At 63.0% G+C, this 25,885-nt stretch carries 34 protein-coding genes; 11 read left to right on the top strand and 23 right to left on the bottom strand.

Features of this window, described 5'->3' with window-relative positions; all coding sequences use genetic code 11:
• Nucleotides 1-15 precede the first annotated feature (15 nt).
• Entirely contained in the window at nt 16-873 is an 858-nt protein-coding gene (locus tag AC07SZ_RS21100; protein WP_056577970.1) for an alpha/beta fold hydrolase, read from the top strand.
• A 72-nt stretch (nt 874-945) separates the two neighbouring features.
• Here the strand turns inward: AC07SZ_RS21100 and AC07SZ_RS21095 are convergent, their stop codons facing one another.
• Nucleotides 946-2,187, bottom strand: coding sequence for an MFS transporter (locus AC07SZ_RS21095; RefSeq protein WP_056578357.1), 1,242 nt, complete (start codon nt 2,185-2,187; stop codon nt 946-948).
• 150 nt (nt 2,188-2,337) lie between these two features.
• Here AC07SZ_RS21095 and AC07SZ_RS21090 point away from each other — a divergent pair, with 150 nt between their 5' ends.
• Nucleotides 2,338-3,222: an AraC family transcriptional regulator gene (locus AC07SZ_RS21090; RefSeq protein ID WP_056577968.1), complete on the top strand. Its 885-nt coding sequence runs from the start codon at nt 2,338-2,340 to the stop codon at nt 3,220-3,222.
• 226 nt (nt 3,223-3,448) lie between these two features.
• Here the strand turns inward: AC07SZ_RS21090 and AC07SZ_RS21085 are convergent, their stop codons facing one another.
• The 7 genes from AC07SZ_RS21085 to AC07SZ_RS21055 all read right to left on the bottom strand — a co-directional run bounded on the left by AC07SZ_RS21085 (nt 3,449) and on the right by AC07SZ_RS21055 (nt 9,611).
• Nucleotides 3,449-4,384 (bottom strand): ribose-phosphate pyrophosphokinase, encoded by a 936-nt coding sequence (locus AC07SZ_RS21085; protein WP_019860650.1) that lies wholly within the window; start codon nt 4,382-4,384, stop codon nt 3,449-3,451.
• Between the two features lie 168 nt (nt 4,385-4,552).
• On the bottom strand, nt 4,553-5,194 hold the full coding sequence (locus AC07SZ_RS21080) for a hypothetical protein (RefSeq protein WP_056578956.1): 642 nt from the start codon (nt 5,192-5,194) through the stop codon (nt 4,553-4,555).
• A 43-nt stretch (nt 5,195-5,237) separates the two neighbouring features.
• Complete coding sequence (locus tag AC07SZ_RS21075; RefSeq protein ID WP_494915686.1) at nt 5,238-6,389, bottom strand: M24 family metallopeptidase; 1,152 nt, start codon at nt 6,387-6,389, stop codon at nt 5,238-5,240.
• Nucleotides 6,389-7,183: a peptidoglycan editing factor PgeF gene (pgeF, locus tag AC07SZ_RS21070; RefSeq protein WP_494915685.1), complete on the bottom strand. Its 795-nt coding sequence runs from the start codon at nt 7,181-7,183 to the stop codon at nt 6,389-6,391. Before pgeF ends, AC07SZ_RS21075 begins: the two co-directional genes overlap by 1 nt.
• A 114-nt stretch (nt 7,184-7,297) precedes the next feature.
• On the bottom strand, nt 7,298-8,386 hold the full coding sequence (locus tag AC07SZ_RS21065; protein WP_056578946.1) for a class I SAM-dependent methyltransferase: 1,089 nt from the start codon (nt 8,384-8,386) through the stop codon (nt 7,298-7,300).
• The gene (gene lgt / locus AC07SZ_RS21060; RefSeq protein WP_081295140.1) at nt 8,383-9,243 is read right to left on the bottom strand and encodes a prolipoprotein diacylglyceryl transferase; all 861 of its coding nucleotides are present in this window, start codon (nt 9,241-9,243) and stop codon (nt 8,383-8,385) included. The genes AC07SZ_RS21065 and lgt overlap by 4 nt, the downstream gene beginning before the upstream one ends.
• Nucleotides 9,244-9,377: 134 nt before the next feature.
• Entirely contained in the window at nt 9,378-9,611 is a 234-nt protein-coding gene (locus AC07SZ_RS21055; RefSeq protein WP_056578943.1) for a BrnA antitoxin family protein, read from the bottom strand.
• A 215-nt stretch (nt 9,612-9,826) separates the two neighbouring features.
• Between AC07SZ_RS21055 and AC07SZ_RS21050 the strand changes: the two genes are divergently transcribed.
• The 3 genes from AC07SZ_RS21050 (at nt 9,827) to AC07SZ_RS21040 (ending at nt 11,351) form a co-directional block, all read left to right on the top strand.
• The gene (locus AC07SZ_RS21050; protein ID WP_056579043.1) at nt 9,827-10,129 is read left to right on the top strand and encodes an accessory factor UbiK family protein; all 303 of its coding nucleotides are present in this window, start codon (nt 9,827-9,829) and stop codon (nt 10,127-10,129) included.
• Nucleotides 10,130-10,473: 344 nt separating this feature from the next.
• Nucleotides 10,474-10,974: a type III secretion system chaperone family protein gene (locus AC07SZ_RS21045; RefSeq protein WP_013893499.1), complete on the top strand. Its 501-nt coding sequence runs from the start codon at nt 10,474-10,476 to the stop codon at nt 10,972-10,974.
• Nucleotides 10,975-10,991: 17 nt separating this feature from the next.
• Entirely contained in the window at nt 10,992-11,351 is a 360-nt protein-coding gene (locus AC07SZ_RS21040) for a tRNA-binding protein (RefSeq protein WP_056578940.1), read from the top strand.
• A gap of 91 nt (nt 11,352-11,442) precedes the next feature.
• Here the strand turns inward: AC07SZ_RS21040 and AC07SZ_RS21035 are convergent, their stop codons facing one another.
• The 4 genes from AC07SZ_RS21035 to AC07SZ_RS21020 form a co-directional block, all read right to left on the bottom strand.
• Nucleotides 11,443-12,465 carry a glycosyltransferase family 4 protein gene (locus AC07SZ_RS21035; RefSeq protein WP_494915684.1) on the bottom strand — a complete coding sequence of 341 codons (1,023 nt, stop codon included), beginning with the start codon at nt 12,463-12,465 and terminating at the stop codon, nt 11,443-11,445.
• A 221-nt stretch (nt 12,466-12,686) separates the two neighbouring features.
• Nucleotides 12,687-14,102, bottom strand: coding sequence for an ATP-binding protein (locus tag AC07SZ_RS21030; protein ID WP_081295141.1), 1,416 nt, complete (start codon nt 14,100-14,102; stop codon nt 12,687-12,689).
• Nucleotides 14,103-14,247: 145 nt separating this feature from the next.
• Nucleotides 14,248-14,967, bottom strand: coding sequence for a response regulator (locus AC07SZ_RS21025; RefSeq protein ID WP_056578934.1), 720 nt, complete (start codon nt 14,965-14,967; stop codon nt 14,248-14,250).
• Nucleotides 14,954-15,487: a MarR family winged helix-turn-helix transcriptional regulator gene (locus tag AC07SZ_RS21020; protein ID WP_056579037.1), complete on the bottom strand. Its 534-nt coding sequence runs from the start codon at nt 15,485-15,487 to the stop codon at nt 14,954-14,956. The genes AC07SZ_RS21025 and AC07SZ_RS21020 overlap by 14 nt, the downstream gene beginning before the upstream one ends.
• Before the next feature lie 260 nt (nt 15,488-15,747).
• Between AC07SZ_RS21020 and AC07SZ_RS21015 the strand changes: the two genes are divergently transcribed.
• From AC07SZ_RS21015 to AC07SZ_RS21005, 3 genes are all read left to right on the top strand, one after another.
• A complete protein-coding gene (locus tag AC07SZ_RS21015; protein ID WP_494915683.1) occupies nt 15,748-16,641 on the top strand; it encodes a branched-chain amino acid aminotransferase in 894 nt (297 codons plus the stop codon).
• 145 nt (nt 16,642-16,786) lie between these two features.
• The gene (locus tag AC07SZ_RS21010) at nt 16,787-17,101 is read left to right on the top strand and encodes a hypothetical protein (RefSeq protein WP_056578928.1); all 315 of its coding nucleotides are present in this window, start codon (nt 16,787-16,789) and stop codon (nt 17,099-17,101) included.
• Nucleotides 17,102-17,243: 142 nt separating this feature from the next.
• Nucleotides 17,244-17,882, top strand: coding sequence for an MBL fold metallo-hydrolase (locus tag AC07SZ_RS21005; RefSeq protein WP_056578925.1), 639 nt, complete (start codon nt 17,244-17,246; stop codon nt 17,880-17,882).
• A gap of 145 nt (nt 17,883-18,027) precedes the next feature.
• Here AC07SZ_RS21005 and AC07SZ_RS21000 read toward each other — a convergent pair whose 3' ends face one another.
• The 3 genes from AC07SZ_RS21000 to AC07SZ_RS20990 form a co-directional block, all read right to left on the bottom strand.
• Nucleotides 18,028-18,456 (bottom strand): BA14K family protein, encoded by a 429-nt coding sequence (locus AC07SZ_RS21000; RefSeq protein ID WP_056578922.1) that lies wholly within the window; start codon nt 18,454-18,456, stop codon nt 18,028-18,030.
• Between the two features lie 186 nt (nt 18,457-18,642).
• Nucleotides 18,643-18,855, bottom strand: coding sequence for a cold-shock protein (locus AC07SZ_RS20995; RefSeq protein ID WP_008877668.1), 213 nt, complete (start codon nt 18,853-18,855; stop codon nt 18,643-18,645).
• Between the two features lie 323 nt (nt 18,856-19,178).
• The gene (locus AC07SZ_RS20990; RefSeq protein WP_006202520.1) at nt 19,179-19,391 is read right to left on the bottom strand and encodes a cold-shock protein; all 213 of its coding nucleotides are present in this window, start codon (nt 19,389-19,391) and stop codon (nt 19,179-19,181) included.
• Between the two features lie 502 nt (nt 19,392-19,893).
• Here AC07SZ_RS20990 and AC07SZ_RS20985 point away from each other — a divergent pair.
• Complete coding sequence (locus AC07SZ_RS20985) at nt 19,894-20,304, top strand: Kazal-type serine protease inhibitor family protein (protein ID WP_494915682.1); 411 nt, start codon at nt 19,894-19,896, stop codon at nt 20,302-20,304.
• A gap of 16 nt (nt 20,305-20,320) precedes the next feature.
• Here the strand turns inward: AC07SZ_RS20985 and AC07SZ_RS20980 are convergent, their stop codons facing one another.
• From AC07SZ_RS20980 to AC07SZ_RS20955, 6 genes are all read right to left on the bottom strand, one after another.
• A complete protein-coding gene (locus AC07SZ_RS20980; protein WP_172372347.1) occupies nt 20,321-20,938 on the bottom strand; it encodes a flavodoxin family protein in 618 nt (205 codons plus the stop codon).
• A 154-nt stretch (nt 20,939-21,092) separates the two neighbouring features.
• Nucleotides 21,093-21,311: a hypothetical protein gene (locus tag AC07SZ_RS20975; RefSeq protein ID WP_056578918.1), complete on the bottom strand. Its 219-nt coding sequence runs from the start codon at nt 21,309-21,311 to the stop codon at nt 21,093-21,095.
• 90 nt (nt 21,312-21,401) lie between these two features.
• A complete protein-coding gene (locus AC07SZ_RS20970) occupies nt 21,402-21,539 on the bottom strand; it encodes a hypothetical protein (RefSeq protein WP_171883285.1) in 138 nt (45 codons plus the stop codon).
• A gap of 42 nt (nt 21,540-21,581) precedes the next feature.
• A complete protein-coding gene (locus AC07SZ_RS20965; RefSeq protein ID WP_056578914.1) occupies nt 21,582-21,848 on the bottom strand; it encodes a hypothetical protein in 267 nt (88 codons plus the stop codon).
• Nucleotides 21,845-22,114 (bottom strand): hypothetical protein, encoded by a 270-nt coding sequence (locus tag AC07SZ_RS20960; protein WP_056578911.1) that lies wholly within the window; start codon nt 22,112-22,114, stop codon nt 21,845-21,847. The genes AC07SZ_RS20965 and AC07SZ_RS20960 overlap by 4 nt, the downstream gene beginning before the upstream one ends.
• A gap of 162 nt (nt 22,115-22,276) precedes the next feature.
• Nucleotides 22,277-22,483, bottom strand: coding sequence for a cold-shock protein (locus AC07SZ_RS20955; RefSeq protein WP_056578908.1), 207 nt, complete (start codon nt 22,481-22,483; stop codon nt 22,277-22,279).
• A gap of 327 nt (nt 22,484-22,810) precedes the next feature.
• Here AC07SZ_RS20955 and AC07SZ_RS20950 point away from each other — a divergent pair, with 327 nt between their 5' ends.
• Together AC07SZ_RS20950 and AC07SZ_RS20945 are read left to right on the top strand one after the other, a co-directional pair.
• Nucleotides 22,811-23,035, top strand: a complete 225-nt coding sequence (locus AC07SZ_RS20950) for a hypothetical protein (RefSeq protein ID WP_056578905.1) — start codon at nt 22,811-22,813, stop codon at nt 23,033-23,035.
• A gap of 187 nt (nt 23,036-23,222) precedes the next feature.
• On the top strand, nt 23,223-24,857 hold the full coding sequence (locus tag AC07SZ_RS20945; RefSeq protein WP_494915681.1) for a tetratricopeptide repeat-containing sulfotransferase family protein: 1,635 nt from the start codon (nt 23,223-23,225) through the stop codon (nt 24,855-24,857).
• A gap of 55 nt (nt 24,858-24,912) precedes the next feature.
• Here the strand turns inward: AC07SZ_RS20945 and AC07SZ_RS20940 are convergent, their stop codons facing one another.
• Nucleotides 24,913-25,266: a DUF1428 domain-containing protein gene (locus AC07SZ_RS20940; protein WP_056578899.1), complete on the bottom strand. Its 354-nt coding sequence runs from the start codon at nt 25,264-25,266 to the stop codon at nt 24,913-24,915.
• 102 nt (nt 25,267-25,368) lie between these two features.
• The gene (locus AC07SZ_RS20935) at nt 25,369-25,785 is read right to left on the bottom strand and encodes a VOC family protein (RefSeq protein ID WP_056578896.1); all 417 of its coding nucleotides are present in this window, start codon (nt 25,783-25,785) and stop codon (nt 25,369-25,371) included.
• Between the last annotated feature and the right edge of the window lie 100 nt (nt 25,786-25,885).

Genomic DNA, 25,885 nt, shown 5'->3' with positions numbered 1-25,885 from the left:
TCAAAGGAGATTGAGATGGCTTCGCAGACAAAATCCGGTTCCGGCAGCGGCACGATCACCACCAAGGACGGCACGCAGATCTTCTACAAGGATTGGGGAACCGGCCAGCCCATCGTCTTCCATCATGGCTGGCCGCTGAGCAGCGACGACTGGGACGCCCAGATGCTGTTCTTCCTGGCACAAGGCTACCGCGTCATCGCCCACGACCGGCGCGGCCATGGCCGCTCGACGCAGACGGATATCGGCAACGAGATGGACACCTACGCCGCCGATGTCGCCGAACTCGCGGCGCATCTCGACCTCAAGAACGCCATCCATGTCGGCCATTCGACCGGCGGCGGCGAAGTGGCGCGCTATGTGGCGCGGTACGGCTCGGGCGGCCGCGTTGCCAAGGCGGTGCTGATCGGCGCTGTGCCGCCGATCATGCTCAAGACGGCGGCCAATCCAGGCGGCCTGCCGATCGAGGTCTTCGACGGGTTCCGCGCTGCCCAGGCGGCCAATCGCGCCCAGTTCTTCCGCGACGTTCCGGCCGGTCCGTTCTATGGCTTCAACCGCCCGGGTGCCGAGGTCTCGCAGGGCGTCGTCGACAATTGGTGGCGTCAGGGAATGATGGGCGGCACCAAGGCGCATTATGATTGCATCAAGGCGTTCTCGGAAACCGACTTCACCGAGGATCTGAAGGCAATCGGCGTGCCGGTGCTGGTCATGCATGGCGATGACGACCAGATCGTTCCGATCGCCGACTCGGCGCTGCTGTCGATCAAGCTGCTCAAGAAGGGCGAGCTCAAGGTCTACAAGGGTTTTCCGCACGGCATGGCGACAACCCACGCGGATGTCATCAATGCCGACCTGTTGGCCTTCTTCAAGGCGTAGTGCCTTCTGATCGATAGACAGAACACCCGCCCATCCGGGCGGGTGCTCTCATCTGAATTCGGATCCGCCGGGTCAGGCCGCCGCCTGCGCCTTCCGGGCTTCCTTCATGTTGGGCAGGAACACCGTCAGCAGGCCCAGGAACGGCAAATACGAGCAGACCTGGAAGACGAAATCGATGCCCTTCATGTCGGCGACGACGCCGAGCACGGCCGCCGCGATGCCGCCCATGCCGAAGGCGAAGCCGAAGAAGATGCCGGCGATCATGCCGACGCGGCCCGGCACCAGTTCCTGCGCGAAGACGACAATGTTGGAGAAGGCCGACGACAGGATCAGTCCGATCAGCACGGTCAGCACCATCGTCCATTCCAGATTGGCGTAGGGGAGCGCCAGCGTGAAGGGCAGGACGCCGACGATCGAGAACCAGATCATCGCCTTCTGTCCGTAGCGGTCGCCGAATGGGCCGCCGAGCAGGATGCCGAGCGCCGAGGCGCCGAGGAACAGGAACAGCATCACCTGGCTCATCTGCACCGACACCCCGAACTTATGGATGGAATAGAAGGTGTAGTAGCTGGCGAGGCTGGCGATGTAGGCGTTCTTGCTCAGCACCAGCAAGGTCAGCACGATCAATGCCGACATCACCTTGCGGCGCGGGAAGGGCGAGACGAAGCTTGCCGCCTTGCGGTTGCCTTGCGCGGCGCGCAGACGGCTGTACCAGCCGCCGACCTGCCACAGGATGACAATGCCGATCAGCGAGCCGACGGCAAACCAGGCGATGCTGGTCTGGCCGAACGGCACGACGATGAAGGCGGCCAGCAAGGGGCCCATGGACTGGCCGAAATTGCCGCCGACCTGGAACAGCGACTGTGCCAGGCCGAACCGGCCGCCAGACGCGAAACGGGCGATGCGCGAGGATTCCGGATGGAAGATCGCCGAGCCGATGCCGATCAGCGAGGCGCCGATCAGGAGCAGGTAGTAGTGGCCGGCATAGGCCAGCACGACCAGCCCGATCAGCGACGCCGCCATGCCGTAAGGCAGGGAATAGGGCATCGGCCGCTTGTCGGTGATCATGCCGATGATCGGCTGCAGCAGGGACGCCGTGACCTGGAAGGTGAAGGTCAAAAGGCCGATCTGCCAGAAGTCGAGGCCGTAATTGTCTTTCAGGAGCGGGTAGATGGCCGATAGCAGCGACTGCATGATGTCGTTGATGCAATGGCACAGGCTCACCGCCAGGATGACTGTGAAGGCCGTCGCCTGGGCTGAAGCGTGACTGGCGCTCGTGGACGGCGCGACGCTGGCGGCTGTCGTATCGGTCAAGGTAGGCTCCGTGGTCTTTTTGGCGGGCACGCCCGCGGGCAATCTGGCGGCCGCTCCTGCGGCTGCCTTAGGACGGTTGCCTTATAAGCTGCTTGCAGGGCGACTTCTTTCGTGGTTTGGTCCAATAGTTTCGCGAGTGGGCCATAGCCGATGCCACATGGCAGGGAAATCTTCCACGCCGGTAACGCCGATCTCGGCAAGTTGCACGAGAGCCGCTGGCAGTGGCTGGAACAAGTGGCCGGGCCGGCGGTCGCGTTGCCGACCGAATATCCTGACGGCTACCATGTGCCGCAACATCGACACAGCCGCAGCCAACTGCTGCACGCGTTGGTCGGCGTCGTGCTGGTGACGACGCGGCACGGGCGCTGGATGGTGCCGCCCGACCATGCGATGTGGATTCCGGCCGGCATCGAACATTCCGTCGAGATGCTGGGCGACGTGTCGATGCGCTCGGTCTATGTCATGCCTGGTGCGATCCCCGGGCTGCCCGAAGGCTTGCGCGTCGTCGGCGTCACCGAGCTGATGCACAGCCTGATCGTGGAATCGGAGAAACTGCCGCAAGGCGGCGAGTTGGAAGGACGCGGCGGGCTGATCATGAACCTGCTGCTGCATGAAATCCCGACCTTGCCGGAACGGCCGCTCGGGCTCCCATTCCCGTCCGATCCGAGGCTGGCGGCGCTGTGCCGGCGCTTCGTCGCAGCGCCCTCGCCGCACGCAACGATCGACGAATGGGCCGATGCCGCCGGGATGAGCCGCCGGTCCTTCACGCGCGCCTTCCAGCGCCAGACCGGCCTGTCCTTGTCGACATGGCGGCAGCAGGCGTGCCTGTTCGCCGCGCTGCCGAGGCTCGCCGATGGCGAGCCCATCACCAGGGTGGCGCTCGACCTGGGCTATGACAGCGTGCCGGCCTTCATCACCATGTTCAAGCGCATGCTGGGCTCCTCGCCGCGCGGGTATATGCGCGGCGCGCGCGACAATGGCGAAAGTGTTCGCCGGCCAAACGTGCCGGCGCGGCTGGAAGGCCCTGTAGCCTAGAGCAATTCCAGGACAAGTGTGGGCGGTCCCGGGACAAGCGCGTAGCGCTTGCCCTTGGGAATTGCGTCAAAACGAAGAGTTGGAGCGGTCCGCTGTTTCCATGAAATGGTGGAAACGCTCCAGACTAGAGCATTTCACCGTTTCACGGAAACGGCGAACTGCTCTAACTCATTGTTTTAACGCAACTCCGGACGGAAAACCGTTTCACACTTTTCCTGGAATTGCTCTAGTCGAACAGGCTCGACACCGATTCCTCGGTCGCCGTGCGCGAGATCGCCTCGCCCATCAGGTCGGCGATCGAGATGACGCGGATGTTGGGGGCGTCGAGCACGCCTTGCGTCGGCTGGATGGAATCGGTGATCACCAGTTCCTGCAGCTTCGAGCCGCTGATGCGGGCGACAGCGCCGCCCGACAGCACGCCGTGGGTGATATAGGCGGTGACGCTGGTGGCGCCGTTTGCCAAGAGCGCATCGGCGGCGTTGCACAGCGTACCGCCGGAATCGACGATATCGTCGATCAGCAGGCAATCCTTGCCGGCCACCGCGCCGATGATGTTCATCACTTCCGATTCGCCCGGGCGCTCACGGCGCTTGTCGACGATGGCCAGTTGCGCATCGAAGCGCTTGGCCAGCGCCCGCGCCCGCACCACGCCGCCAATGTCGGGCGACACCACCACGACGTTGCCGAGCTGCTTGTATTTCGCCTTCACGTCGCGGGCCATCACCGGCACCGAGAACAGATTGTCGGTCGGGATGTCGAAGAAGCCCTGGATCTGGCCGGCATGCAGGTCGAGCGTCAGAACGCGGTCGACGCCGGCGCGGGTGATCATGTTGGCGACCAGCTTGGCCGAGATCGGCGTACGGCCCGAGGCCCGGCGATCCTGCCTGGCATAGCCGAAATAGGGAATCACCGCCGTGATGCGCTTGGCCGATGAGCGCATGAAGGCGTCGATCATGATGAGCAGTTCCATCAGATGATCGTTGGTCGGGAACGAGGTCGACTGCAGGATGAAGACATCCTCACCGCGCACGTTTTCCTGGATTTCGACGAAGATTTCCTGATCGGCGAAGCGCCTGACGCTGGCCTTGCCCAGCGGGATGTTGAGATAGCGGGCGACCGCTTCGGCCAGCACCCTGTTGGAATTGCCCGCGAAGAGTTTCATGCACCGTTCCTGGTGGGGGATGGGAAGGCCTGACAGACTCTCCCGCACCTTTTAATCGGGCTTTTAGCGGCCCGCGCTGGTATTGCAAGCGCCGAGATCGGGAATCCGCCGGCTAAGCTGAAGAAAGGTTCGTGCCATCGCCGAGAGGCAACACTCGAGCAGGCCTTGTCAGCCAGCCTTGCCGCCCAGAAATGCCGCGAACTGATCGATGGTCTGGTCGGCGATCGCCTGCATGGTGGCCGGCGAGACGCCCTTCCAGCTGTCGGCGCCCGCGCTGGCGCCGGAACTGGCCGAAGGCGCCTTCATCTGGCCGTTGATGCGGTGCAGGCGGTTGCCGGCCGGGTCGTAGACGTCCCAGACATAGATGACGGTGGTGTCCTTGCCCTCCGAAATCGCCGAGAAATAACCCTTCAGCACATGGGTCGCGGTCTGGTCGGCGCTGCCCGCGAGCGTGATGCCGCGCTGCCTGGCGCGCGTCTGCAGTTCCGCCGTCAGCGGGGTCGCGGCCTCCACCGAAGCGCCGACGATCGGCGCGATCTGCAGCCGGGTCTTCGACAGGATGGCGGCACTCTGGGCTGAGGTGAGCGGCGTGGTGGTGGTCGCGGACGCCCCCGCCGTGGAGGTCGCAGGCGCGGCTGTCGATGGGGCCGGAACGGTGGCCGCCGCGCTGCCCTGGACTCCCGGCGCGGGCTGCGCCGAGGCGGCCGGCGGGGTGATGGCGGAAGGTTCGAGAACGTCCTTTGCGTTGGTGCAGGAGGCAAGAGCCAATGCCACAAGCAATGACACGGTCGTCACATGCGATCGTCTCATTTGCCTTCTAACTCCTTGGCGAAGAACGCCTCCCATTATGGATTCACTGTACGATCAAGTCGAGATCATGGCGGGACAGCGGCTTCGGCTGGGATTCGGTGGTCAGGTAGGTGCGGCCAAGCGTCATTGCCGTCTCGGTCTCGGAATCCATGATGATCATATGGGCGAACAGCGTCATGTGCGGCGCGATCGGCTCGGGGTTGCCCTGGTAGAACATCGGCATGTCCATCCAGGACGGCGTGAAGCGGGCGCCGACGGAGTAGCCGCAGGCGTTCAGCCGGTGCTTGGTCAGGCCGTGTGCCTCCATGGTGCGGGCATGCGCGTCGAAGACGTCGCCGAATGTATTGCCCGGCGTCATCGCCTTTTCGACGGCGAGAAGGGCAGCGCGCGCCGCGTCGAACAGCTCCTGGTGGCGCTTCGACACCTTGCCGGTCAGCACCGTGCACATCATCGGCGCATGGTAATGGTGGAACACGCCGGCCCATTCGAGCGTCAGCTGGTCGTTCTTGGTCAGCTTGCGGCGGCCCGCCTTGTAGCGGCAGAGCAGCGCATCGACGCCGGAGCCGATGATGAATTCATTGGCCGGATAGTCGCCACCCCCGGCAAAGACCGCGCCCTGCATGGCAGCCAGAATCAGCGCTTCGTCGCCGCCCTGCTTGATCAGGGGCAACGCCGCGTCCAGCGCATCGTCGGAGAGGTTGGCGGCCTTCTCGGCCTTGGCGATTTCAGCCGGGCTCTTGAACAGCCGCAGTCGCCCGACGATGCCGGACGCGTCGGCAATCTGGCCGAAGGTCTGCAACTGCTCGTCCAGCCGGCGGCCATTATAGGCCGTCAAGCCATGGGTGTCGTATTCGACGCCGATGCGGGCGCCGAGCAAATTGAGATCGTTGAGCAAATTGCGCAGGTCGACCGCCGGGTTGGCGCCGTTGCGGTCGGTCCAAAGCACGATGTTGTCGATGATGGAGGTGTGGCGCGCCTGGCGCAGGTCGGCCGAGCGGGTCAATAGCACCATCGAGCCGTCGGCCTTCACCACCAGGCACTGGAAGAAACAGAAGCCGAACGTGTCGTAGCCGGTCAGCCAGTACATGCTTTCCTGCGCGAACAGCAGGATGGCGTCGAGCTTCTTCTCGGCCATCTCGATCATCAGCCGGTCGCGCCGCGCGTCAAATTCCGACCGTTCAAAATGCAGCGCCATTATTCATTCTCCAAAACGATGGCCGAAACCTGCCGGCCGTAATCGGGCTCCTTGCGGTGCGTGGTGCGCCGGTAGGAGTAGAACAGATCTTCCTCGGCATAGGTGCAGCGGCCAAGGCCCTCGGCGGTCACGCCGGCCCTTACCAGCCGGTCGACCGTATAGCGATTGAGATCGAACATGGCATGGCCTGATGTGGCGGAGGGCGCGAAGTAGCCGATGTTTTCGGCGTCGGCCTCGACGAAGCGGGCAATGAATTCCGGCCCGACCTCGTAATTGTCAGGGCCGATCGAGGGGCCGAGCACGGCGACGATGTTTTCGCGCCGGGCGCCGAGGCCTTCCATGGCGGCAATGGTGTTTTCCAGCACGCCGGTGAAGGCGCCTTTCCAGCCGGCATGCGCCGCGCCGATGATGCGCGCCCCGGCATCCGCGAACAGCACCGGGCCGCAGTCGGCGGTCGAGGCGCCGATGGCGATGCCAGGGCGATCGGTGACGATGGCATCGGCCTTGGGCCGTTCTCCGGCAAAGGGTTCCCTGGCGACGATGACGTCGGGGGAATGGATCTGCCAGGCGGTCAACAGATGGTTCGTCGGCACGCCCATCCAGGCGGCGACACGGGCGCGGTTCTCGGCCACCAGCGTCTGGTCATCATCCGATCCGGTGCCGATGTTGAGGCCCCGGTAGATGCCGGTCGATACGCCACCTGCGCGGGTGAAATAGCCGTGGCGGATGCCTTGTGCCTGCGCCTTGTCCAGCAGCGGGGACCGAACGGGATCCGGTTTGGTCTGATTCAGCATGCGGGCGTTGTTGTCCGTATGGGCGGTTTCGTCAAGAAAAAGCAGAAGCGGGGCGGCCGGCGGTTCGGCCGCTCTCTTGCCGGACGGGAGATTGGAAGGGGCAGCGGCGAAAAGTCAATCCGCTGTCGCAAAGGGCCGGACGGCGGCGCCGCGCGGCACGACGGCAAGCACCTTGAACAGTTCGCCCATCGCCCGCGGCCCGGCGAGGCGCTCGACGTCTTCGGTGATCTTGTCGCGGGCGGCCTGGCCGGCGTCGGCGCCAAGCCGGCCGGCACGCTCGAGTATGCCCATGCCGAGCAGGAAACTGCCCTGTGTCGACAGATGGGCGTCGAGACCATGCGCACGCACGATCGCTGCAAGGGCGGAGAAATCGACATGCGAGGTGAGGTCGGCCTCGCCTGGATTGGCCAGCACATCTTCGTGATTGTGCTTGCGCAAGGCCTGCAGCGTGTCGCCGACACCCGGCTGCAGGTGGCCGTAGTCGAGGAACAGCCCGGCGCCGCCGTTTCGGGCCACGCGTTCGGCGATGGCCGCCATCAGGGCGGTGCGGGCGGGCGCGATCTCGATGATCGCCCCTTGCGGCGCTTCAGCCGCGTCGACGGGCAGCAGCGTCGGGTCGACCGAGCCGGCGCCGGCGAAGAAACAAAGGGTGTTCTCGTCGTCCAGGCTCACCATGCGCTCGCGCCAGCTGGTGCCGGCGCGGACGAACTGGCGGATCGGTATGGCGTCGAACAGTTCGTTGCCGACGATGAGCAGCGGCTGATGGGGCAAGGTGTCGATGGTCTCGTGCCAGCGAACCGCGAAAGGCGTCGCGCCGAGCGTCTGTTTCTGGACTTCGGTCAGGCGTGGACTGGTCTCGATCATGGCGAAGGCGGCGCCATTGGCCAGGGTCGGATCAAGCCGCGACAGCGTGCGCAGCATGTCCTTCATCAGCGTGCCGCGACCGGGGCCGATCTCGGCGATGGTGACCGGCATCGGCCGGCCGATCGCTGCCCAAGCCTGGTAAAGCCACACGGCAACGAGTTCGCCGAACATCTGGCTGATCTCCGGCGCGGTGATGAAGTCGCCGGCGACGCCGAACGGTTCGCGCGTCGTGTAGTAGCCGTCCGCGGGGTCGAACAGGCATAGCGCCATGTATTCGTTGACGGGAAGGGGCCCCAGCGCCTCGATCAGGTCGACGATACGGGTCTTCAGCCGCGTCATGTCGCCTGCGGCTGCGCTTGCGTCACCGGCTTGGCTGTCGCCATCGCCCAGATGCCGATCAGCACCATCGGGGTCGACAGGATCATGCCCATGGTCAGCCAGTTGGTGCCAAGGAGGTAGCCGAGCTGCTGGTCGGGCTCGCGGAAGAATTCGACGAAGACGCGCGACAGGCCGTAGCCGCAGATGAAGGCGCCGCCGACGAAGCGCGGCGTCTTCAGCTTGAGGCGCGAATGGGTGAGGATGCGCAGGACCAGGAACAGCACCAGGCCTTCGAGCAGGGCCTCGTAGAGCTGGCTCGGATGGCGGGTGAACGGCCCGCCATTGGGGAATTCCATCGCCCAGGGCACGTCCGTCGGCCGGCCCCAGAGCTCGGAATTGATGAAGTTGGCGACGCGCACCAGGCCAAGCCCAACCGGCACGCCGGCGGCCACGACATCGAACAGCGACCAGGTGCGGATGCCGCGCTTGATGGAGAACAGCGTCATGGCGAGGATGACGCCGAGCAGGCCGCCATGGAAGGACATGCCGCCTTGCCAGACCGCGAAGATGTCGAGCGGGTGCGCGATGTAGCGCGGCAGGTCATAGAACAGGACATAACCGGTGCGGCCGCCGAGCACGACGCCGATCGCCGCCCAGACGATGAAATCGTCGAGGTCCTCGGGCTTCATCGGCAGCACGCCGTCCGGCCACAGTTTCGGGTTGGCGGCAAGACGCTTGGCGTACCACCAGGCAAACAGGATGCCGACGATGTAGCCGACGCCGTACCAGTGCACCGCCAGCGGCCCGATCTGGATGAGGATCGGGTTGATGTTGGGGAAAGGCAACGAGGCCAGCGGCAGCAGGAAATATTCGTTCAACGGGAAGCTCTCGGTTGCGGTCGTGTTCGGGCGCGGACCATGCGGCAGGGTTTTGGCAGGGTCAAGGCAAGCCGGTCGCCGTCAAGTGTCGCGACGGATCACCATTGCGAGCCATCGTGCCGTGCGTGGTCAACTCACCCCTTGGCGGCCACCCACTGCCGCAATGCGTCGTTGATCCTGTCCTGCCAGCCGGGGCCATCCTCCTGGAAATGGTCGAGCACGGCCCGATCGATCCGGATCGAGACAAGCTCGCGCACATTGGGAGCAGCCGAGGGTTCGCGAATAGGGGCTGCCGGTTTCTTGACCGGCTTGAAGGCCGCTTCGGCGGCTGCGAACGGATTTGTCGGTCGGCGCGGAGGCGTTGCCATTGGTTGACCCTGATTGGAGCGTTCTGACGCAATAGAAGACGACAACACCATAGGCGATTTGGTGTTCTCAAGTATAGCTTGAGGCGGTTAGAGAGCTTCCCTCCGGCATGGCAGCGCCCATGCGCCATAGCAACGCAGAGGCCGTACTGGGCCTCAACGTTCTTGCATTCGGCGCTCAGCGCCACTACGTCATTTCGAGCAAGCGAGGATTTGCCATGTCGACCGGACCGAACCGCATTCTCGATGAATTCGCCAAGCTGATGACCGACGCCGCCGGTGCCGCGCAAGGCGTTCGGCGCGAGGTGGAGACCGCCTTCAAGGGCCAGGCGGAGCGTATCCTCAATTCGATGGACGTGGTGCAGCGAGAGGAATTCGAGGCCGCGCGCGAGATGGCCGCCAAGGCCCGGGACGAGAATACCCGCCTTGCCGCCCGCGTCGAGGCGCTCGAGGCCAGGCTCGCCGAACTGGCCGGCGATGCCGCACCAGCGGCGGCGGCGAAGCCCCGCGCAAAAAAATAATCGTTAAACTTTTCCACATAGTCCGAGCTTGAAAAGCGCTTTGCCGTGAATCGCTTAACGGCATTGCATGAATCTTTGTGGCAGCGCCTTTCCACATGCGAATGACGCAGTGCGAAAAATTGGGCTGTTCACGCGACTCCCGATCAATAGACTGAATTTGTTGCATGATTCGGAGCAGGGTCATGCGGCCGGGCGGTGGGGTCCGGTCTGGGGTCTTTGCGTCGAGAAGTAGTGTTTAGCGCGAAGAAAGTCCTGGCCGTCCGAGTTCTAGATCAGATTGTTCGTTGTGTGTGCCCTCCCGCGGAGCGTGTGGCGGCGCTCCTCAGAACGACAGGAAGCATTCCATGGAACTTCTCGAACTCGAATTCTCCCGCGAAATCCATCCGGTGGATGTTATCGAGCAGGTGGCCCACAACAATGACTGGTCCTTCGAAAGGGCCGGCGATGATGAAATTTCGATCTCGGTCGCTGGCAGCTGGACCGACTATCACGTCTCCTTCTCCTGGATGGAGGATTTCGAGGCGCTGCACCTAGCCTGCGCCTTCGACATCAAGGTGCCGGAGACCCGTGCGCTGGAAGTGATGCGGCTGTTGTCGCTGATCAACGAACAGATGCTGTTCGGCCATTTCGACCTGTGGGAGCAGGAGGGCGCGATCATGTTCCGCCAGTCGCTGCTGCTGGCCGGTGGGGTCGAGCCGTCGAGCCAGCAGGTCGAGGTGCTGTTGTCCTCGGCGCTGGAAGCCTGCGAATGCTATTTCCAGGCCTTCCAGTTCGTCGTCTGGTCGGGAACCTCGGCCAAGGATGCGCTTGCCGGCGTGCTGTTCGAGACCTACGGCAACGCCTGAGCCAGTAGGGCAGAGACATGAGTTCGAGCAGCGAGCGTAAACCCGAGATCAGTTTTGCCGATTTCGATCGTGTCGACATCCGCGCCGGCACGATCGTCGAGGCCGAACCGTTTCCCGAGGCACGTAAGCCTGCCTTCAAGCTGAAGATCGATTTCGGACCTGACATCGGGGTGAAGAAATCGTCGGCGCAGATCACCAAATATTATACGCCTGAAACGCTGGTCGGCCGGCAGGTGTTCGCGGTGGTCAATTTCCCGCCACGCCAGATCGGGCCGTTCATGTCGGAAGTGCTGACGCTCGGTTTTCCCGACGAGGAGGGCGCCGTGGTGCTGGGCGCCATCGAACGCAAGGTACCGGACGGCGGGCGGCTGTTCTAACCTTCGTCATCCTCGGGTCTACGCATCCGCTTCGCTCCCGCTCCGCAGTGGATGACGAAGGAGGGAGGCTCGCCGTCCTGCGCGAGATCCATCACGCCGCCAGCTTGCGCGTCCTGCCGAGCGCCTCTTCAACCGTATCCATGAACATCTCGGCGCAGGCTTTCCAGCTGTAGCGCATGGCGCGTTCGCGGGCCTGATCGCGGCTGACGTTGAGCGCTGCAAGCGAGGCCTCGCGCAGATCGTTGGAGACCGCGCCGCCGATGCCGTCACCGACAATGTCGATTGGGCCTGTGACCGGATAGGCGGCGACCGGCGTGCCGCTGGCCAGCGCCTCGATGATGACATTGCCGAACGTGTCGGTGCGGCTGGGGAAAACGAAGACGTCGGCGGAGGCGTAGATCTCCGCCAGTTCGTCATTGGGGCGGTGGCCAAGGAAATGCGCGTTGGGGTAGCGCGCCTTGAGCCTGGCAAGCTCCGGACCCTCTCCGACCACCACCTTGCTGCCGGGCAGGTCGAGGTCGAGGAAGGCAGGCAGGTTCTTTTCGATGGCGACGCGTCCGACGCAGAGAAACACCGGACCGGGGAAGCCGAGATCCTTCCTCTTGTCCGGACGGAAATGGTCGGTGTCGACGCCGCGCGTCCATGGCCTCAGCTTGTTGAAGCCGCGCGCCGAAAGGTCGTCGGCGAGCGACTGGGTGGCCACCAGCGTGCCCTGGCCGGAATTGTGGAAATCGCGCAGCCAGCGATAGGCCCAGCTCTCAGGCACCGGCAGGCGTGCGCTCAGATATTCGGGGAAGCGTGTGTGATAGCTGGTGGTGAACGGCCGGCCGGCATTGCGGCAATAGCGCCGCGCCATGATGCCGAGCGGCCCCTCGGTGACGATGTGGATGTGGTCGGCCTTGTAGCCGTCGATCAGCTTCGCGACATGGCCGGGCGTGGTCAGCGCCAGGCGGATGTCGGGATAGGTCGGCAGGGGCAGCGTGCGAAAGATGTTGGGCGTCAGGAAATCCACCTCGACGTCAAAGGACTTGAGCGTTTCGGTGAGCCGCTCCAGCGTGTGGACGACGCCGTTGACTTGCGGGCGCCAGGCGTCGGTGACCATCAATATGCGCATGGCGGCCCTTTGCTGGAAAGGTCGACTGTTGCCTTGAGACGATGCCGGAACGGCGACCAGCCTGCCGCCCTCGCTTCGCTCCAGCGCACCCGGGTGGGCACGGGGTCGAAGTGAGGCGGTTGGGCCGAATCAAGTGTGGTCGCGCGCTTCATGCGCGCTCTTCACCATGATTTCATGACGGGCGGATGAAGCTTGATCCTTCGCCTGGTACTTGCTCTCGCCTAGGCCGGGACCTTGATCACCGCGCGCAGGCCGCCGAGCGGACTGTCGTCGAGGGTGATGTCGCCGCCATGGCTGCGGGCGATGTCGCGGGCGATCGACAGGCCGAGCCCGGTGCCGCTGGCATCAAGGTTGCGAGCTTCGTCCAGCCGAACGAAGGGCTTGAACACGTGCTCGCGCCTGTCGACCGGAATGCCGGGACCGTCGTCGTCGACGGTGACCACGAGCGAACCACGGCCGTGGTTGGCATCGACCTCCACCGTCTTGGCATAGCGGAAGGCGTTGCCGATGACGTTGGACAGCAGCCGCGCGAAGGCGTTCGGCCGTACATGCACCGTGGGGTCGCCGGAAAGCGTCGTCGACAGCTTGCATTTGCGCAAGGCGGCTTCCTCGCCGAGCTTCTGGAAATAGGCTTCGAGATCGAAACGTCCCGGGTCCTCCGAAGCTTCGCCGCGGGCAAAGGCGAGATAGCCTTCCAGCATCGACTGCATGTCATCGATGTCCTGGTTGAGTGCGGCCTTGGTCTCGGCCTTGCCGCCGGCCAGCGCCAGCTGCAGCTTGAAGCGGGTGAGGATGGTCCTGAGGTCGTGGCTGACGCCGGTCAGCATGGCGGTGCGCTGTTCTATCTGGCGCTCGATGCGCTCGCGCATCTGGATGAAGGCAAAGCCGGCACGGCGAACTTCTTCGGCGCCGCGCGGGCGAAAATCGCGCGGCATCGGCCGGCCCTTGCCGAAGCTTTCGGCGGCCTCGGCGAGCGTCAGGATCGGCCGGATCTGGTTGCGCAGGAAGGGGATGGCGATCATCAACAGCACCAGCGAGGTGCCGACCATCCAGATCAGGAAGATGTGGGTGTTCGAAGCATAAGCCTGGCTGCGGCGCACGAACACGCGCAGCACCTTGCCTTCAAGCTGGACGCGCACCTCGACGATGTTGGAATTGCCGACCGTGTCGATCCAGAACGGCCGGTTGATCTGGCGGGTGATCTCGGCCGAGAGCACGTCGTCGAGGATCGAGAAGAACGGTTTTGGACCGGGCGGCGGCAAGGGATCCGGCGGCAGCAAATCGACCTTCAGCTGCATGCGGTCCTGCGCGATGCGGATGATGTTGGCGTAATCGGCGTCGTGCGGGTAGGTCTCGACCAGGTCGATGATGGCGGCAATGTCGCGCACGGTGGCCTGCGACAGGCGCTGCGTCACCGTTGCCCAGTGGCGTTCCATGAAGACGAACGCGACCACCGACTGCAAAAGGATCATCGGTGCGATGACGATGATCAGCGAGCGCGCATAAAGGCGCTTGGGCATGTAAAGCGAAACGAGGCGCCAGAACCGGTTCCAGATGCGCGGCACCGCCTTGAGCGTTCGCGTGGCGCGTGCGCTCAAGCCGTCATTTCCCGGCTGTTCCAGTTCCGTGGTCGCCATTGGCTCTTTTCATTTCGCCCGCGGCACTAGATCAGAACGACGTCTGGTTCAATCGCCTTCCTGATCCAACTCTTTGTTGAAGCATGATCTTTCCGAAACCGATTCCCATTTTTCGGGATCATGCCCTAGAGCCGCGCCCGATATTCTATTCCACGCTGAGCCGATACCCAATACCGCGCACGGTCTGCAGCCAGACCGGGTTGGACGGATCGCGCTCGATCTTGCGGCGCAGCCGGTTGATCTGCACGTCGATGGTGCGCTCGCCGACTTCCGAATCGTCGCCGACCAGTTCGTGGCGCGGGATGGTCTCGCCGGCCCGCGCCGCGAAGATCGCCAGGATCTCCTGCTCGCGGTCTGTCAGCTTCAGCGCCTCGCCGCCTCGCTTCAGTTCGCGCCTGGCGATCTGGAAGGTGTAGGGACCGAAGACCAGCTGTTCGACCTTGGGCGTCGTCGCCGGGCCGCCGCGACGCAGGATGTTGTTGATGCGCAGGATCAACTCGCGCGGATCGAAGGGCTTGGGCAGGTAATCGTCAGCGCCGGCCTCCAGCCCGGAGATGCGGCTGTCGGTTTCAGACAATGCCGTCAGCATCAGGATCGGCACGTTCTTTTCGGCGCGCAGCGATTTGGTGAGATCGACGCCGCTTTCGCCTGGCATCATGACATCGAGTACAAGCAGGTCGAAATCGAGGCCGGCGAGCTTGCGCCTGGCTTCGCCGGCATTGCCGGCGACGGTGACGCGAAAGCCGTTTTCGGTCAGATACTGTTTGAGAAGATTGCGGATGCGCGTGTCATCGTCGACCACAAGCAGATGCGGCGCATCGTCGTCCGGTGCGACCGCCTGATCGACCCTCTCAGTGCTCTCCATGGCTTTTTCCTGACATTTTTGCGGACCCAACGTCGATCTGAGCTCTCAGTTCCGGATTGACCATCGCTTCGAGGAAGCGTTCCACCAAGGTCCGTTCGGTGGCGCCGGAATCTTCCAATGCAGCACGGATGCGGCGCGACTGTGGCCGCGCCAGCGCCAGTGCCAGTGCCCGGCCCTTGGCTGTCGGGTAGAGTTCGCGCTGGCGGCGGTCGCGCGGGCCCTGCAATTGCACGATATGGTCGGTGTCGATCAGCTGCTTGAGCACCCGCGCCAGGCTCTGCTTGGTGATCTTCAGCACGTCGAGCAGTTCGGCAACCGTCAGGCCCGGCCTGCGGTTGACGAAATGCAGCACCCGGTGGTGGGCACGGCCGAAGCCATAGTCGGCCAGGATCTGGTCGGGATCGGAGGTGAAGTCGCGATAGGCGAAGAAAAACAGTTCGATGATGGCGAAGTCGATGCCGTCCTCGACTGACATCGCGGTCCTGATCGGTTTTCCGGCAGATGGGCTTCGATCCGTCATCATTTCTCCATGGGAACGGGAGATTATGTCAGTACTATTGACGTAATTTCCCTGCAATGGTAATTTTTGACAAGCTTTTGGGCGGATTGCGAACGAAAAGGCAAGGCAAGCCGGTTTTTCCGGAATTTCCTGAGTTTGCCAGAGCGCGATTATCCGCCTACGCTTCGAGACACCGGCCGGCGTCTCAAATCGTACCGCGCGGCCAAAAAGAACACGCAACGACACTGAGATATTCGGGCTGCGGCCCGCGGGAGGTTACCATGGCATCCGTTCCCTTCGATCAACTGGACGGTTTCATCTGGATGAATGGCGAGTTCATTCCGTGGGGCGACGCCAAGATCCATGTGCTGACGCACGGTTTGCACTACGCCAGCGCCGTCTTCGAGGGCGAGCGCGCTTATGGCGGCGAGATCTTCAAGCTCAACGAGCACACCGAGCGCCTGCATGAATCGGCGCGCCTGCTCGGCTTCAAGATTCCCTATTCGGTCGCCGAGCTCAACGATGCCTCGACCAAGCTTTTGAAGAAGCAGGGTTTCCAGGATGCGTATGTCAGGCCGATCGCCTGGCGCGGCAGCGAGCAGATGGGCGTTTCGGCGCAGAACAATCGTATCAACGTCGCCATCGCCATCTGGCAGTGGCCGAGCTATTTCGACCCGGCTCAGAAGCTCAAGGGCATCCGCCTCGACATGGCGGAATGGCGCCGGCCCGACCCGCGCACGGCGCCCTCGAAGTCGAAGGCCGCCGGCCTCTATATGATCTGCACCATGTCCAAGCATGCAGCCGAAGCAAAGGGCTATGCCGACGCCATGATGCTCGACTGGCGCGGGCAAGTGGCGGAGGCAACGGGCGCAAACATCTTCTTCGTCAAGGACGGCAAGATCCATACGCCCACGCCCGACTGCTTCCTCGACGGCATCACCCGCCGCACGGTCATTGGCCTGGCCAAGGATCGCGGCCTGGAAGTGATCGAACGCGCCATCATGCCGGAAGAACTCGAAGGCTTCGAGCAATGCTTCCTGACCGGGACAGCGGCGGAAGTAACGCCGGTTTCGGAAATCGGCCCTTACCGATTCGAGGTCGGCGAGATCGCCAAGAACCTTATGAACGACTATTCTGCCGCGGTTCAGCCCAAGCACGCGATCGCCGCAGAATAACGATAGTCACAGCTTTTCACGCAAGCAGGGGCGGTTTTCGAGCCGCCCCTTTTATTTCAGCGTTTCTGCATTTGACTTTCATCCAATTCGGCGTCTCATGATGGTGTCGGCCCGGGAGGCTGGCAGCTATGGAGGGACTCATCTTATGGACATGAACACGCTTCTTCCGATCATCATCCAGATCATTACAGGCATCATCGGTGGTCAGGCGGTGGGTGCTGCGATCAAGACCGCGGCGCTTGGGCAGCTGCCCAAAATCCTGGGTGGCGCCATTGGCGGCGTCGGCGGCGCGGCGATCCTGGGCAGCCTGCTCGGCCACGGGGTCGATCCGGCTGCGGCAGCGGCTGCGACGAGCGGCCTGGGCAGCGCGCTCAACCTGCAGAACATCGTCGGCGGCGCCGGCGGCGGCGCGATCCTGACCGGCATCATCGGTGCGGTCCTGGGCGCCATGAAGAAGTAAGGTCCGACGGTCTCAGGTTTGTTCAAATGGGCGGCTTCGGCCGCCCATTTCTGTTTTTCAGACGACTGACTGTTCGTCTTTCGGGGGGTGGACGCGTTTCGCCGGCACCTCTACATCACGCCAGGGATACGAAAGGACGATCATGGGTCAGCTCAATGCCGGCATCGTGCCGGTCACACAGTTTCAGCAGAACTGCACCATCCTGTTCGACATGGACGACAAGCGTGGTGTCGTCGTCGATCCGGGCGGCGACATCGACAAGGTGCTGGAAGTGCTGAAGGACAATGCGATCAGGGCCGAGGCAATCTGGATCACGCATGGCCATATCGACCATGCCGGCGGTGCCATGGAATTGAAGGAGGCGCTCGGCATCGACATCATCGGTCCGCACGAAGCCGACAAGCCCCTGCTCGACAATCTGGAGAACCAGGGCAAGCGCTATGGCATTGTCGGCTCACGCGACTGTGTGCCCGACCGGTTCCTCACCGAGGGCGAGACCGTGTCGTTCGGCGGCCACGTCTTCGAGGTGCTGCATTGCCCCGGCCACGCGCCGGGCCACGTCGTCTACTACAACCGCGCGGCCAAGTTCGCCCATGTCGGCGACGTGCTGTTCCGTGGCTCGGTCGGCCGCACCGACCTGCCGGGCGGCGACCATGCGACGCTCATCGCCTCGATCAAGGACAAGTTGTTGCCGCTGGGCGACGATATCGGCTTCATCTGCGGCCACGGTCCTGGCGGCCGTTTTGGCGAGGAGCGCAGGACCAATCCGTTCCTGACGTGAACCACACCCGGGCGCCCAACAAAAAAGCGCTGGCCTTGCGGTCAGCGCTTTTTTGTCTGGGGCAGGGAAGCCCTAAGCGCTTTCGCGCTTTGTTTGGTGCAAGTCGTTGTCCCAAAACCGCTGCGCGCTTTTGGGCGACACGCACTCAGTTGGCGGTGCAGAAATGCTGCTCGCCATCATTGCCGGTGAAGGTGCCGGTGCGGGAGTTGAAGGTGCGGTAGCGGTCGGAGCAGTATTCGTACCAGTCACGCGTCCACGGTTCGGCATAGCGATCGGCATAGACCACCCGCGGCTCCGCATAGTAGCGGCGGACCGGAGCCGGGCGGATCCGCACGTCACGATCGTAATAACCGTCATCGTAGTAGCGGTCGGCGTAAGGCGGGGGCTGGTCATTGGCCAGCGCGCCACCGATCAGGGCGCCGGCGGCGAGGCCAAGCACGCCGGCGGCAATGGCGTCGCCATTTCCGTGGTGGCGGTGATGGCGCCACTCATCGGCATTGGCCGCGGGCAGGGCCACGAGCATCGTCGCGGCCATGGCGGCGGACAGCACGGCTGTCTTGAAAATTCTGTTCATCTTGGTCTCCTTCGTACCGGGCCGTGCAGTTTTGCAGGGGATGCGGTCCGGCTTTACCCAAGACTAATATGCGACCGTGGCTGAACGGAGGCTGAACGGATTTCGCCCCGCCTGTCCGAGAGGGCGTCAAGAACCACGCTCCAAATGAGCTGGGCTGCCCTGCTGGAGCCGACAGCGTGAAGCCGCTCAGCCGACAGACAGGTTGACCGCCTTGGGCCCCTTGCCGCGCTTGTCCGGCTCGGTGTCGAATGTTACTTTCTGCCCATCTTCGAGACCGGGAAGACCCGACGCCTGCACGGCCGAAATATGGACGAAGACATCCTTCGCGCCATCGTCCGGCGTGATGAAGCCGAAGCCTTTGGCATGATTGAAGAATTTGACGGTGCCGGTCTGCGGCATGGGAAGCTCCTTTGATCCCATAAACTCCAGTCTCGGGCCGGCAAATGCCCGAGAGGAAATTTGTCCTTTATTTTAGCGTCATCGGCAAGAGAAAGTTTTTTAGGCACTTAGAGCGCCTCACGCTTTAAGCCCTTGTTATGATGCATGTCGTCGATCCAAAGCCGGATCCCTTTGGGGCGGCATGCATTCATGCTGCATCGCGGGCATGAAAAAGGCGCGACGAAAACCGCCGCGCCTTTCAAAACCTGTCCGCGTGCCCAGAGGCTGGGCAAGCTCTGGAGCCTCGTTCGCTCGCCCTCAGGGAAGCGCGGCGCGCCGATGGTTCAAGCAGCGCGGAGGTTGACCGCCTTCGGGCCCTTGCCCATGCGATCCGGCTCGACGTCGAAGGTGACCTTCTGGCCGTCGACGAGCGTGCGCAGGCCCGATGCCTCGATCGCGGAAATATGGACGAACACGTCCTTGGCGCCGCCGTCTGGCGTGATGAAACCGAAGCCTTTGGTCGCGTTGAAGAATTTAACGGTGCCGGTCTGGGCCATTGGGGAAACTCCTTCACCCGTTCAGTCTTTGGTGGTCCTGCCCGCCACCTGGCGTCGAGGGCAGTTCCCGGTGGTTGCTTCGGCAGTCATGCATTGGCGCATGGTCAAACCCCCCGCCGAAAACGGGGCCGTCAGAGATTCACAGTATCGGGGAAAGGTCGTCCAAAACGTTCCGCTCTCCGGGTCGCAAATGCCCGAACACGGAATTTATCGCACGGAAACGTGAAGGTTGCAAGATAGCGCCGCGGGCCGCCACATTGGGCGCATCCCGACGCAAGAATCGACCGATCTGGGCGTCGACCGGCCGCAAATAGGCCTGCTTGCCCGGCCGGTCATCGGCCCACGGACAAGGTCACTCATGGGCCAGCGTTGCCAGCGGCGCGGTCGAATGCCCGCCATGGCCCAACCGCCATTTGCCGTGTGGACAGCCGCGAACGGGGTTGCATTTGAAGGGCGAATGGCGAGGATCGAAATCGGGGATGGGATCGAGGGAGAGATCAGCATGAAATTCCTGGCGTCGGTTTTTTCGAGGCAAGGGTTTGCCATCCTGTTCCTGTCGGCGCTGCTGGCCGCCTGTACCGTCGTCGTCGATGACGGGCCGGGACCTCGTCCACGTCCGCCGCGTCCAGAACCGCAATTCTGCACCAGGCAATACGAGCCGGTCTGTGCCCGGCGCGGCGGCGATCGCCAGACCTTCGCCAATGCCTGCCTTGCCGACCGCGCCGGTTACCGCATCGTGAGCGACGGTCCTTGCCGCGACGGCGGTGGCGGTGGTGGCGGTGAAGAGCAGACGTTCTGCACCCGCGAATATGCTCCGGTCTGCGCCCGCCGCCACGGCGAGACGCGCAGCTTCCCCAATGCATGCGAAGCCCGCGCCGCGGACTACCGCATTGTCGGCGATGGGCCATGCTGAGGAGGCGGGAACTCCGTTACTTGTCCACGCCGATATAGGCTTTGCCCTTCAACAGGGCAGCCAGATGTGCCGCATTTGATGCAGCCATCTCGATCATTCCGGTGACCTTTTCGGGGGTCGCCGGCAGGTCGACATAGTTGACGTCGCCCATGGCTTCGCCCACCCAGTAGACGCCGCCATTGGCCGGTATGGTGAAGCCGACATCGTTGAGCGCCTGGAAGCATTCGGCATGGCAATGGTGTGCGCCGTCCTCATTGCCGACGATCGCCACCAGCGCCACCTTGCCGGCAGCCGGCATGCGGCCCTTGTCGTCGGCCTCCTCGAGAAAGGCATCCATGCGCTCCATGACGCGCTTGGCGACGCTGGAAGGCTGACCCATCCAGATTGGCAGGCCAAGAATGAAGATGTCCGCAGCGATGATCTTCGCGCGCAGGTCGGGCCAGTCGTCGCCCTTGCCCATGTCGGAGAGCACACCGGCCTTGATGTCGTGATCGAGGGCGCGCACGACCTCGCCCTTCACCCCATGCGGCTTGAGCGCCGAGAGCAGATCGGCGACGATCTTGTCGGTGGAGGATTTTTCCTTGTCGCCGGAGGCTTTCAGGGAACAGTTGATGGCAAAGGCGGTGAGGGACATTGGCGGCTCCTGCGTGTCGATATGCAGGGTGAACGTCGCGGGCCGGTCGCGGTTGCGCGGCAATGATGCAGGTGTGGCTGCCCGGAGCAGTTCCAGGAAAAGTGTGAACGGTTTTCCGCCCGGAATTGCGTCGAAACCAAAGCGCTAGGCGGCCCTAGACCGGATACTCTCCATCGGCCGGACCGGCATAAAGCTCGCTGCCATGCTCATCCGAAATGCGCAGGCGGTCGGGGATTTGCGGCATGGCCAGGCTATGGAACAGAGCGGCCGCGCCCTGCAGGGCGGCGCGTAGCGTCGGTGCTTCCAGCGACACCCTGTCGAGCGTCGCCTCCTCGGCGTCGCGCGACCGGTAGAACTCGATGACGAAGTTCAAGCAAGCCTCCGTGACAGGACTTGGCAAGGGCCTCTTTTGTCAGCCGCCTGCCTCAGAGCAGGGATGGCGCGCGCGAGGCACCCCAGGCTGTCAGCCCTTCGATTTCGGCTTCAGGCCGCTCTCGGCCTGCTTGACCGACGAGCCGAACGGAGAGGCGGGCTTGGCCACCACCTTGTCCTTCTTGGGTTTGCGTGTTTCGCGGTTGCTGCGCTGTTGGCCCTTGGCCATATTGTCTGCTCCTCGTGCGGGTTGTCTGACGTTGCTGAGGTCTCAGGCCGCCGGATTGTTGCCAACCACCGGATTGCCGGCCGGTTCGAGATTGTCTTCGGTGGTGACCCGTTCGTGGGTCTCCTGGTCACTGCGGATGCGGTATTGCGGCGAGCCGTCCTTGACCGGCAGCCTGCTCTTGATCTCGAACAGTTCGGCCGTCTTGAGGAGGAGGCCGCCACGGCTTTTCATGCGCACGGTCTGGCCGATGGCGAAGAGATGCGAGGGGGTGTCTGTGCGCGGACGCGCATTCTGCTGGAATCGGATCATGCTGCATTCTCCCGGTCGCGCTTCAGCGCGTTTTCGAGTTCGAGGTGGTCGATGGCGACAAGCTGGCTGGTGGCCGGGTTTTTCACCGCCCTTGCAGGCAGGTGAATAAAGGTGGCGACGCGGCGCCAGGCAATGCGTGACACGCCCTCGATCAGTTCTTCGTCCTGATCGATGTCGTAGTCGCCAGCCGGCAACGGTCCTTCCAGCCCGCCGAGCATGAAGGGAGCCGCGAAATGCGCGATGGAATGGGTTGTTCGGTCCGACATTGTCCTGGCCTTGATGTGCCCACGCGTTGGGCGTCATGTAAAACCCAATGCAAAAAAAGCGGGGACAAGCCCCGCTTTCCTATCTCCGGCTATCGCTGGAAATAAGCCTCTTTCGAGAGCTGCCAGTACATCCGTGGTCAGCGTTCATCGAATTCGGCCTGATCAGATCAGTTGCAGATTGGCGGCCGAATCGCGGCCCTTGCCGTCACGCTCCAGTTCGAACTGAAGCTTCTGGCCTTCCGCAAGCCCCGGGAAACCGGCGCGCTCCAGCGCGCTGACATGGACGAAAACGTCCTTGCCGCCATCGGCCGGCTGAATGAAGCCGAAGCCCTTCTGGCCATTATAGAACTTCACGGTTCCGGTGTTCATATGTGTCTTTCGCGTATCGAGAGATCGTCGCGCGGCGAAGGTGCGGCGCGTCCGGTAGCAACGATTTGGAATGAGATTTGGCGGGTCGAGAACCTCTGACGCCGCGAGATGCCAATTCTGGCCAAAACGATGTCCTTTATGTAGATCGATCGGGCGACCACTTCAAGGTGATTCAGGAAATAAACTCGCCGCAGCCGAAAAATAGATCGCTATAGACGTTCAGATATTTCTGCTATGGTTTGGCATATTTCTAAAAATTCTTGAGAGCGCGCTGGGGTATTTTCCCAGTGCTCATATTTTTATTTACTCCGGAATAAGGATAGAACCATGGTTTCCACAAGAAGCTCAAGGGCGAAGACCGTCGCGGTCAATCCCGTCATCAAGCCAATCGCCATACATGCCATTGCCGTTGGCCCCAATGGCCAGCCGATGATCGTCAAGTCGGCACGGCTGACCATCAGAAGCGATGAGGCGGCAAGGCGAACGATCGCCGATACCGATGGCACCGCAAGGCGGGCCAGACAGGTCGCCGAGACCAACCGGCTGATCTGATCGCGTTCAGGGCGATGGAAAGGCCGCGGAACCACACGGAGACTTGAACCCGCCGCGCCAATGGCCTAGATCGCGGGAGGCGGACAAACACGGCAGGTTTCCCATTAACAGAGATCAGAGACGAGCGGCGGGTGCGGGAGCCAGGTCTGGCGCGGGCGGACAGCCGCCGCTGGGCCTCGACCAGTATGTGCAGCAGGCGCTGCAACTGCACCAGGCAGGGCGCCGGCAAGAGGCTGAGTCAATCTACCGGCAGGTGCTGGCGCGTCAGCCCAGACACGCGGCCGCGGCACATTTCCTGGGGCTGCTGCTGCATCAGACCGGACGCAGTGAAGAAGGGCTGGATCTTCTCGAGCAGTCCGTGAGCCTGCAGCCCACGAATCCCGATTTCCTCAACAATTTCGGCACGGTGATGCGCGACCTCGGCCGCGTTGCCGCGGCCATCGATTTCTTCCGTGGAGCGGTCGATCTGCGGCCGGACCAGCTCGCGGCGCGCGACAATCTCGGCTCGTCGCTGAACCAGCTCGGCCAGTTCGAGGAGGCCGAAGAGATTTATCGCGGCACGGTCGCGCGCAATCCATTTCATGTGCGCGCCCGCATTGGGCTTGCCGAAACCCTGCAGGAAGCCGGGCGGCTGGATGAGGCGCTGGCGACTTTTCGCGAGTCGCTGACCATCCGCCCCAAGGATGCCGACCTGCTGCACGGGCTCGGCGTCGGGCTTATGGAAAAGGGCAAGCTTGACGAGGCGGCCGATCTGTTCCGGCAGGCGCTGGCGATCAATCCCGGCATGGCCACGGCCTGGCTGATGCTGACGCAGGTCAAGCGCCAGAAGGAGCGCGATGCCGAATTGGCCGGCATGGAAGCCCAGCACGCCAAGGCGCCACAGGACAGCCTGGCACGCATGCAACTGTCCTTCGGCCTCGGCAAGGCCAATGACGATTTGAAGGACTACAACAGGGCCTTCGATTATTTCGCCGAAGGCAATGCCATTCGCCGCAAGGGCATCAACTACGATCCCGTCAGGACGCGTGCGGATTTCGAGGCGATGAAGACGGCATTCGATGCCGGGTTCTTCGAAAGGCACAGACCGAGCCCAATCACCGATGACGCGCCGATCTTCGTCGTCGGCATGCCGCGTTCGGGCACGACGCTGGTCGAGCAGATCATCGCCAGCCATCCGAAGGTCTATGGCGCGGGCGAGCTCAGCATCTTGAAGAAGGCGGTCGGCAAGCAGTTCCCGTCGACCATGCCGGGTGGCTTCCCCTGGGGTGTATCGGACGTGGACGATTCGGATTTTGCCGAGGCAGGCCAAGCCTATCTCGACATGCTGCATGCCCGCTATCCGCATATCAGCCACGTCACCGACAAGATGCCGGGCAACTTCCTGCTAATCGGCTTCATCCACATGATGATGCCGAAGGCCAGGATCATCCACGTCGCCCGCGATGCGGCGGCAACCTGCCTGTCGATCTACAAGGTGCATTTCCGGGGCGACAGCCACCGCTACGGCTACGACCTGGGCGAACTCGCAGATTTCCACAATCTCTACACCGATATCATGGCGCATTGGCACAGCGTTCTGCCCGGCGTCGTGCATGATGTGCGCTACGAGGATTTCGTCGCCGATCAGGAAGGGCAGAGCCGGGCCCTCATCGACTATCTCGGCCTGCCATGGGACGATGCCGTGCTGTCCTTCCACGATACCGACCGGCCGGTGCGCACGGCTTCCGCCGCGCAGGTGCGCCAGCCGATGTATCAAGGCTCGGTCGATCTGTGGAAGCGCTATGGCGATCGGCTGAAGCCGCTGCTCGACAAGCTAGGCTGATATTGAGGTGAGGCCGGCCTGACCTCAATCCAAACCTACCTTGGGGCCGAGCAATTCAAAGCTCTATGAACGGCTTGAAGCCGCCGAAGATCATGCGCTTCATATCGAAGGGCATGGGGCCCAGATCGGGTGTCAAACGCGGGTCGGCCATCACCTTGGCCATCACCGCATCGCGGCTTTGCCTGGATTCATAGACCGCCCAGGCGAAGACGACGATCTCGTCGTCCGTTGCCTGGACGGCACGCGGAAACGAGGTCACCTCGCCATAGGGCACGTCGTCGCCGATGCATTCGACATAGGCCAGCGCGCCGTGTTCCATCCATATGGGGCCCGCGAGGTTGGCGAGCTTCTTGTAGTCGTCGAGTTTTGCTTTTGGCACGGCCAGCACGAAACCATCGACATAGGACATGATAAACTCCTCTGTTGAAAAATGAGCGCCGGGTCGGCGGGGGTACGACCCGGCGCGGTGAGCGCGTCAACCCTGGCGGGCGACGCCTGCTCGCCAGGGAACCTATTTCACCGGCGCGTTCATCGCCCAGGCGACGCCGAACGGATCCTTCACCTGGCCCCAGCGGTCACCCCAGAACATCACCTGCAGCGGTGTCACGATCTCGCAGCCGGCATCGACGGCGCGTTGCCACCAGGCGTCGATATCGTCGTTGTCGAGATGGAGCTGCAGCGTGTAGCCTTGCGCATCCTTATGCGGGTGGCCGTGTTCGGGATAAGCATCGCCCAGCATCAGCGTCGAGCCGTTGATGTGGAGATGGATGTGCATGGTGCGGCCTTTTTCGTCAGCCGGATAGGCGAAGACTTCCTCGGCTCCAAAGGCCTTCTTGTAGAATTCGGCGGCCTTGATGGCGCCGTCGACCTGCAGATAGGGGGTCAGTCCGCCAAGCACTTCGGCTCGTGGTGGGGTCTGGTCGGTCATGTCTTGCTCCTCTTTGCATTTGGCTTGGCCTTGCAAAGCCTAGGACGCACGAGGTGACGGCAATTCTACATGGCCGCGAAAATTTTTTTAGCGGGCCGGG

The sequence above is a fragment of the Mesorhizobium sp. GW821-FHT07A06 genome (assembly GCF_059419085.1).
Note: the sequence above shows the minus strand (reverse complement) of the source record. Positions and strands in the feature narration are given on the sequence as shown.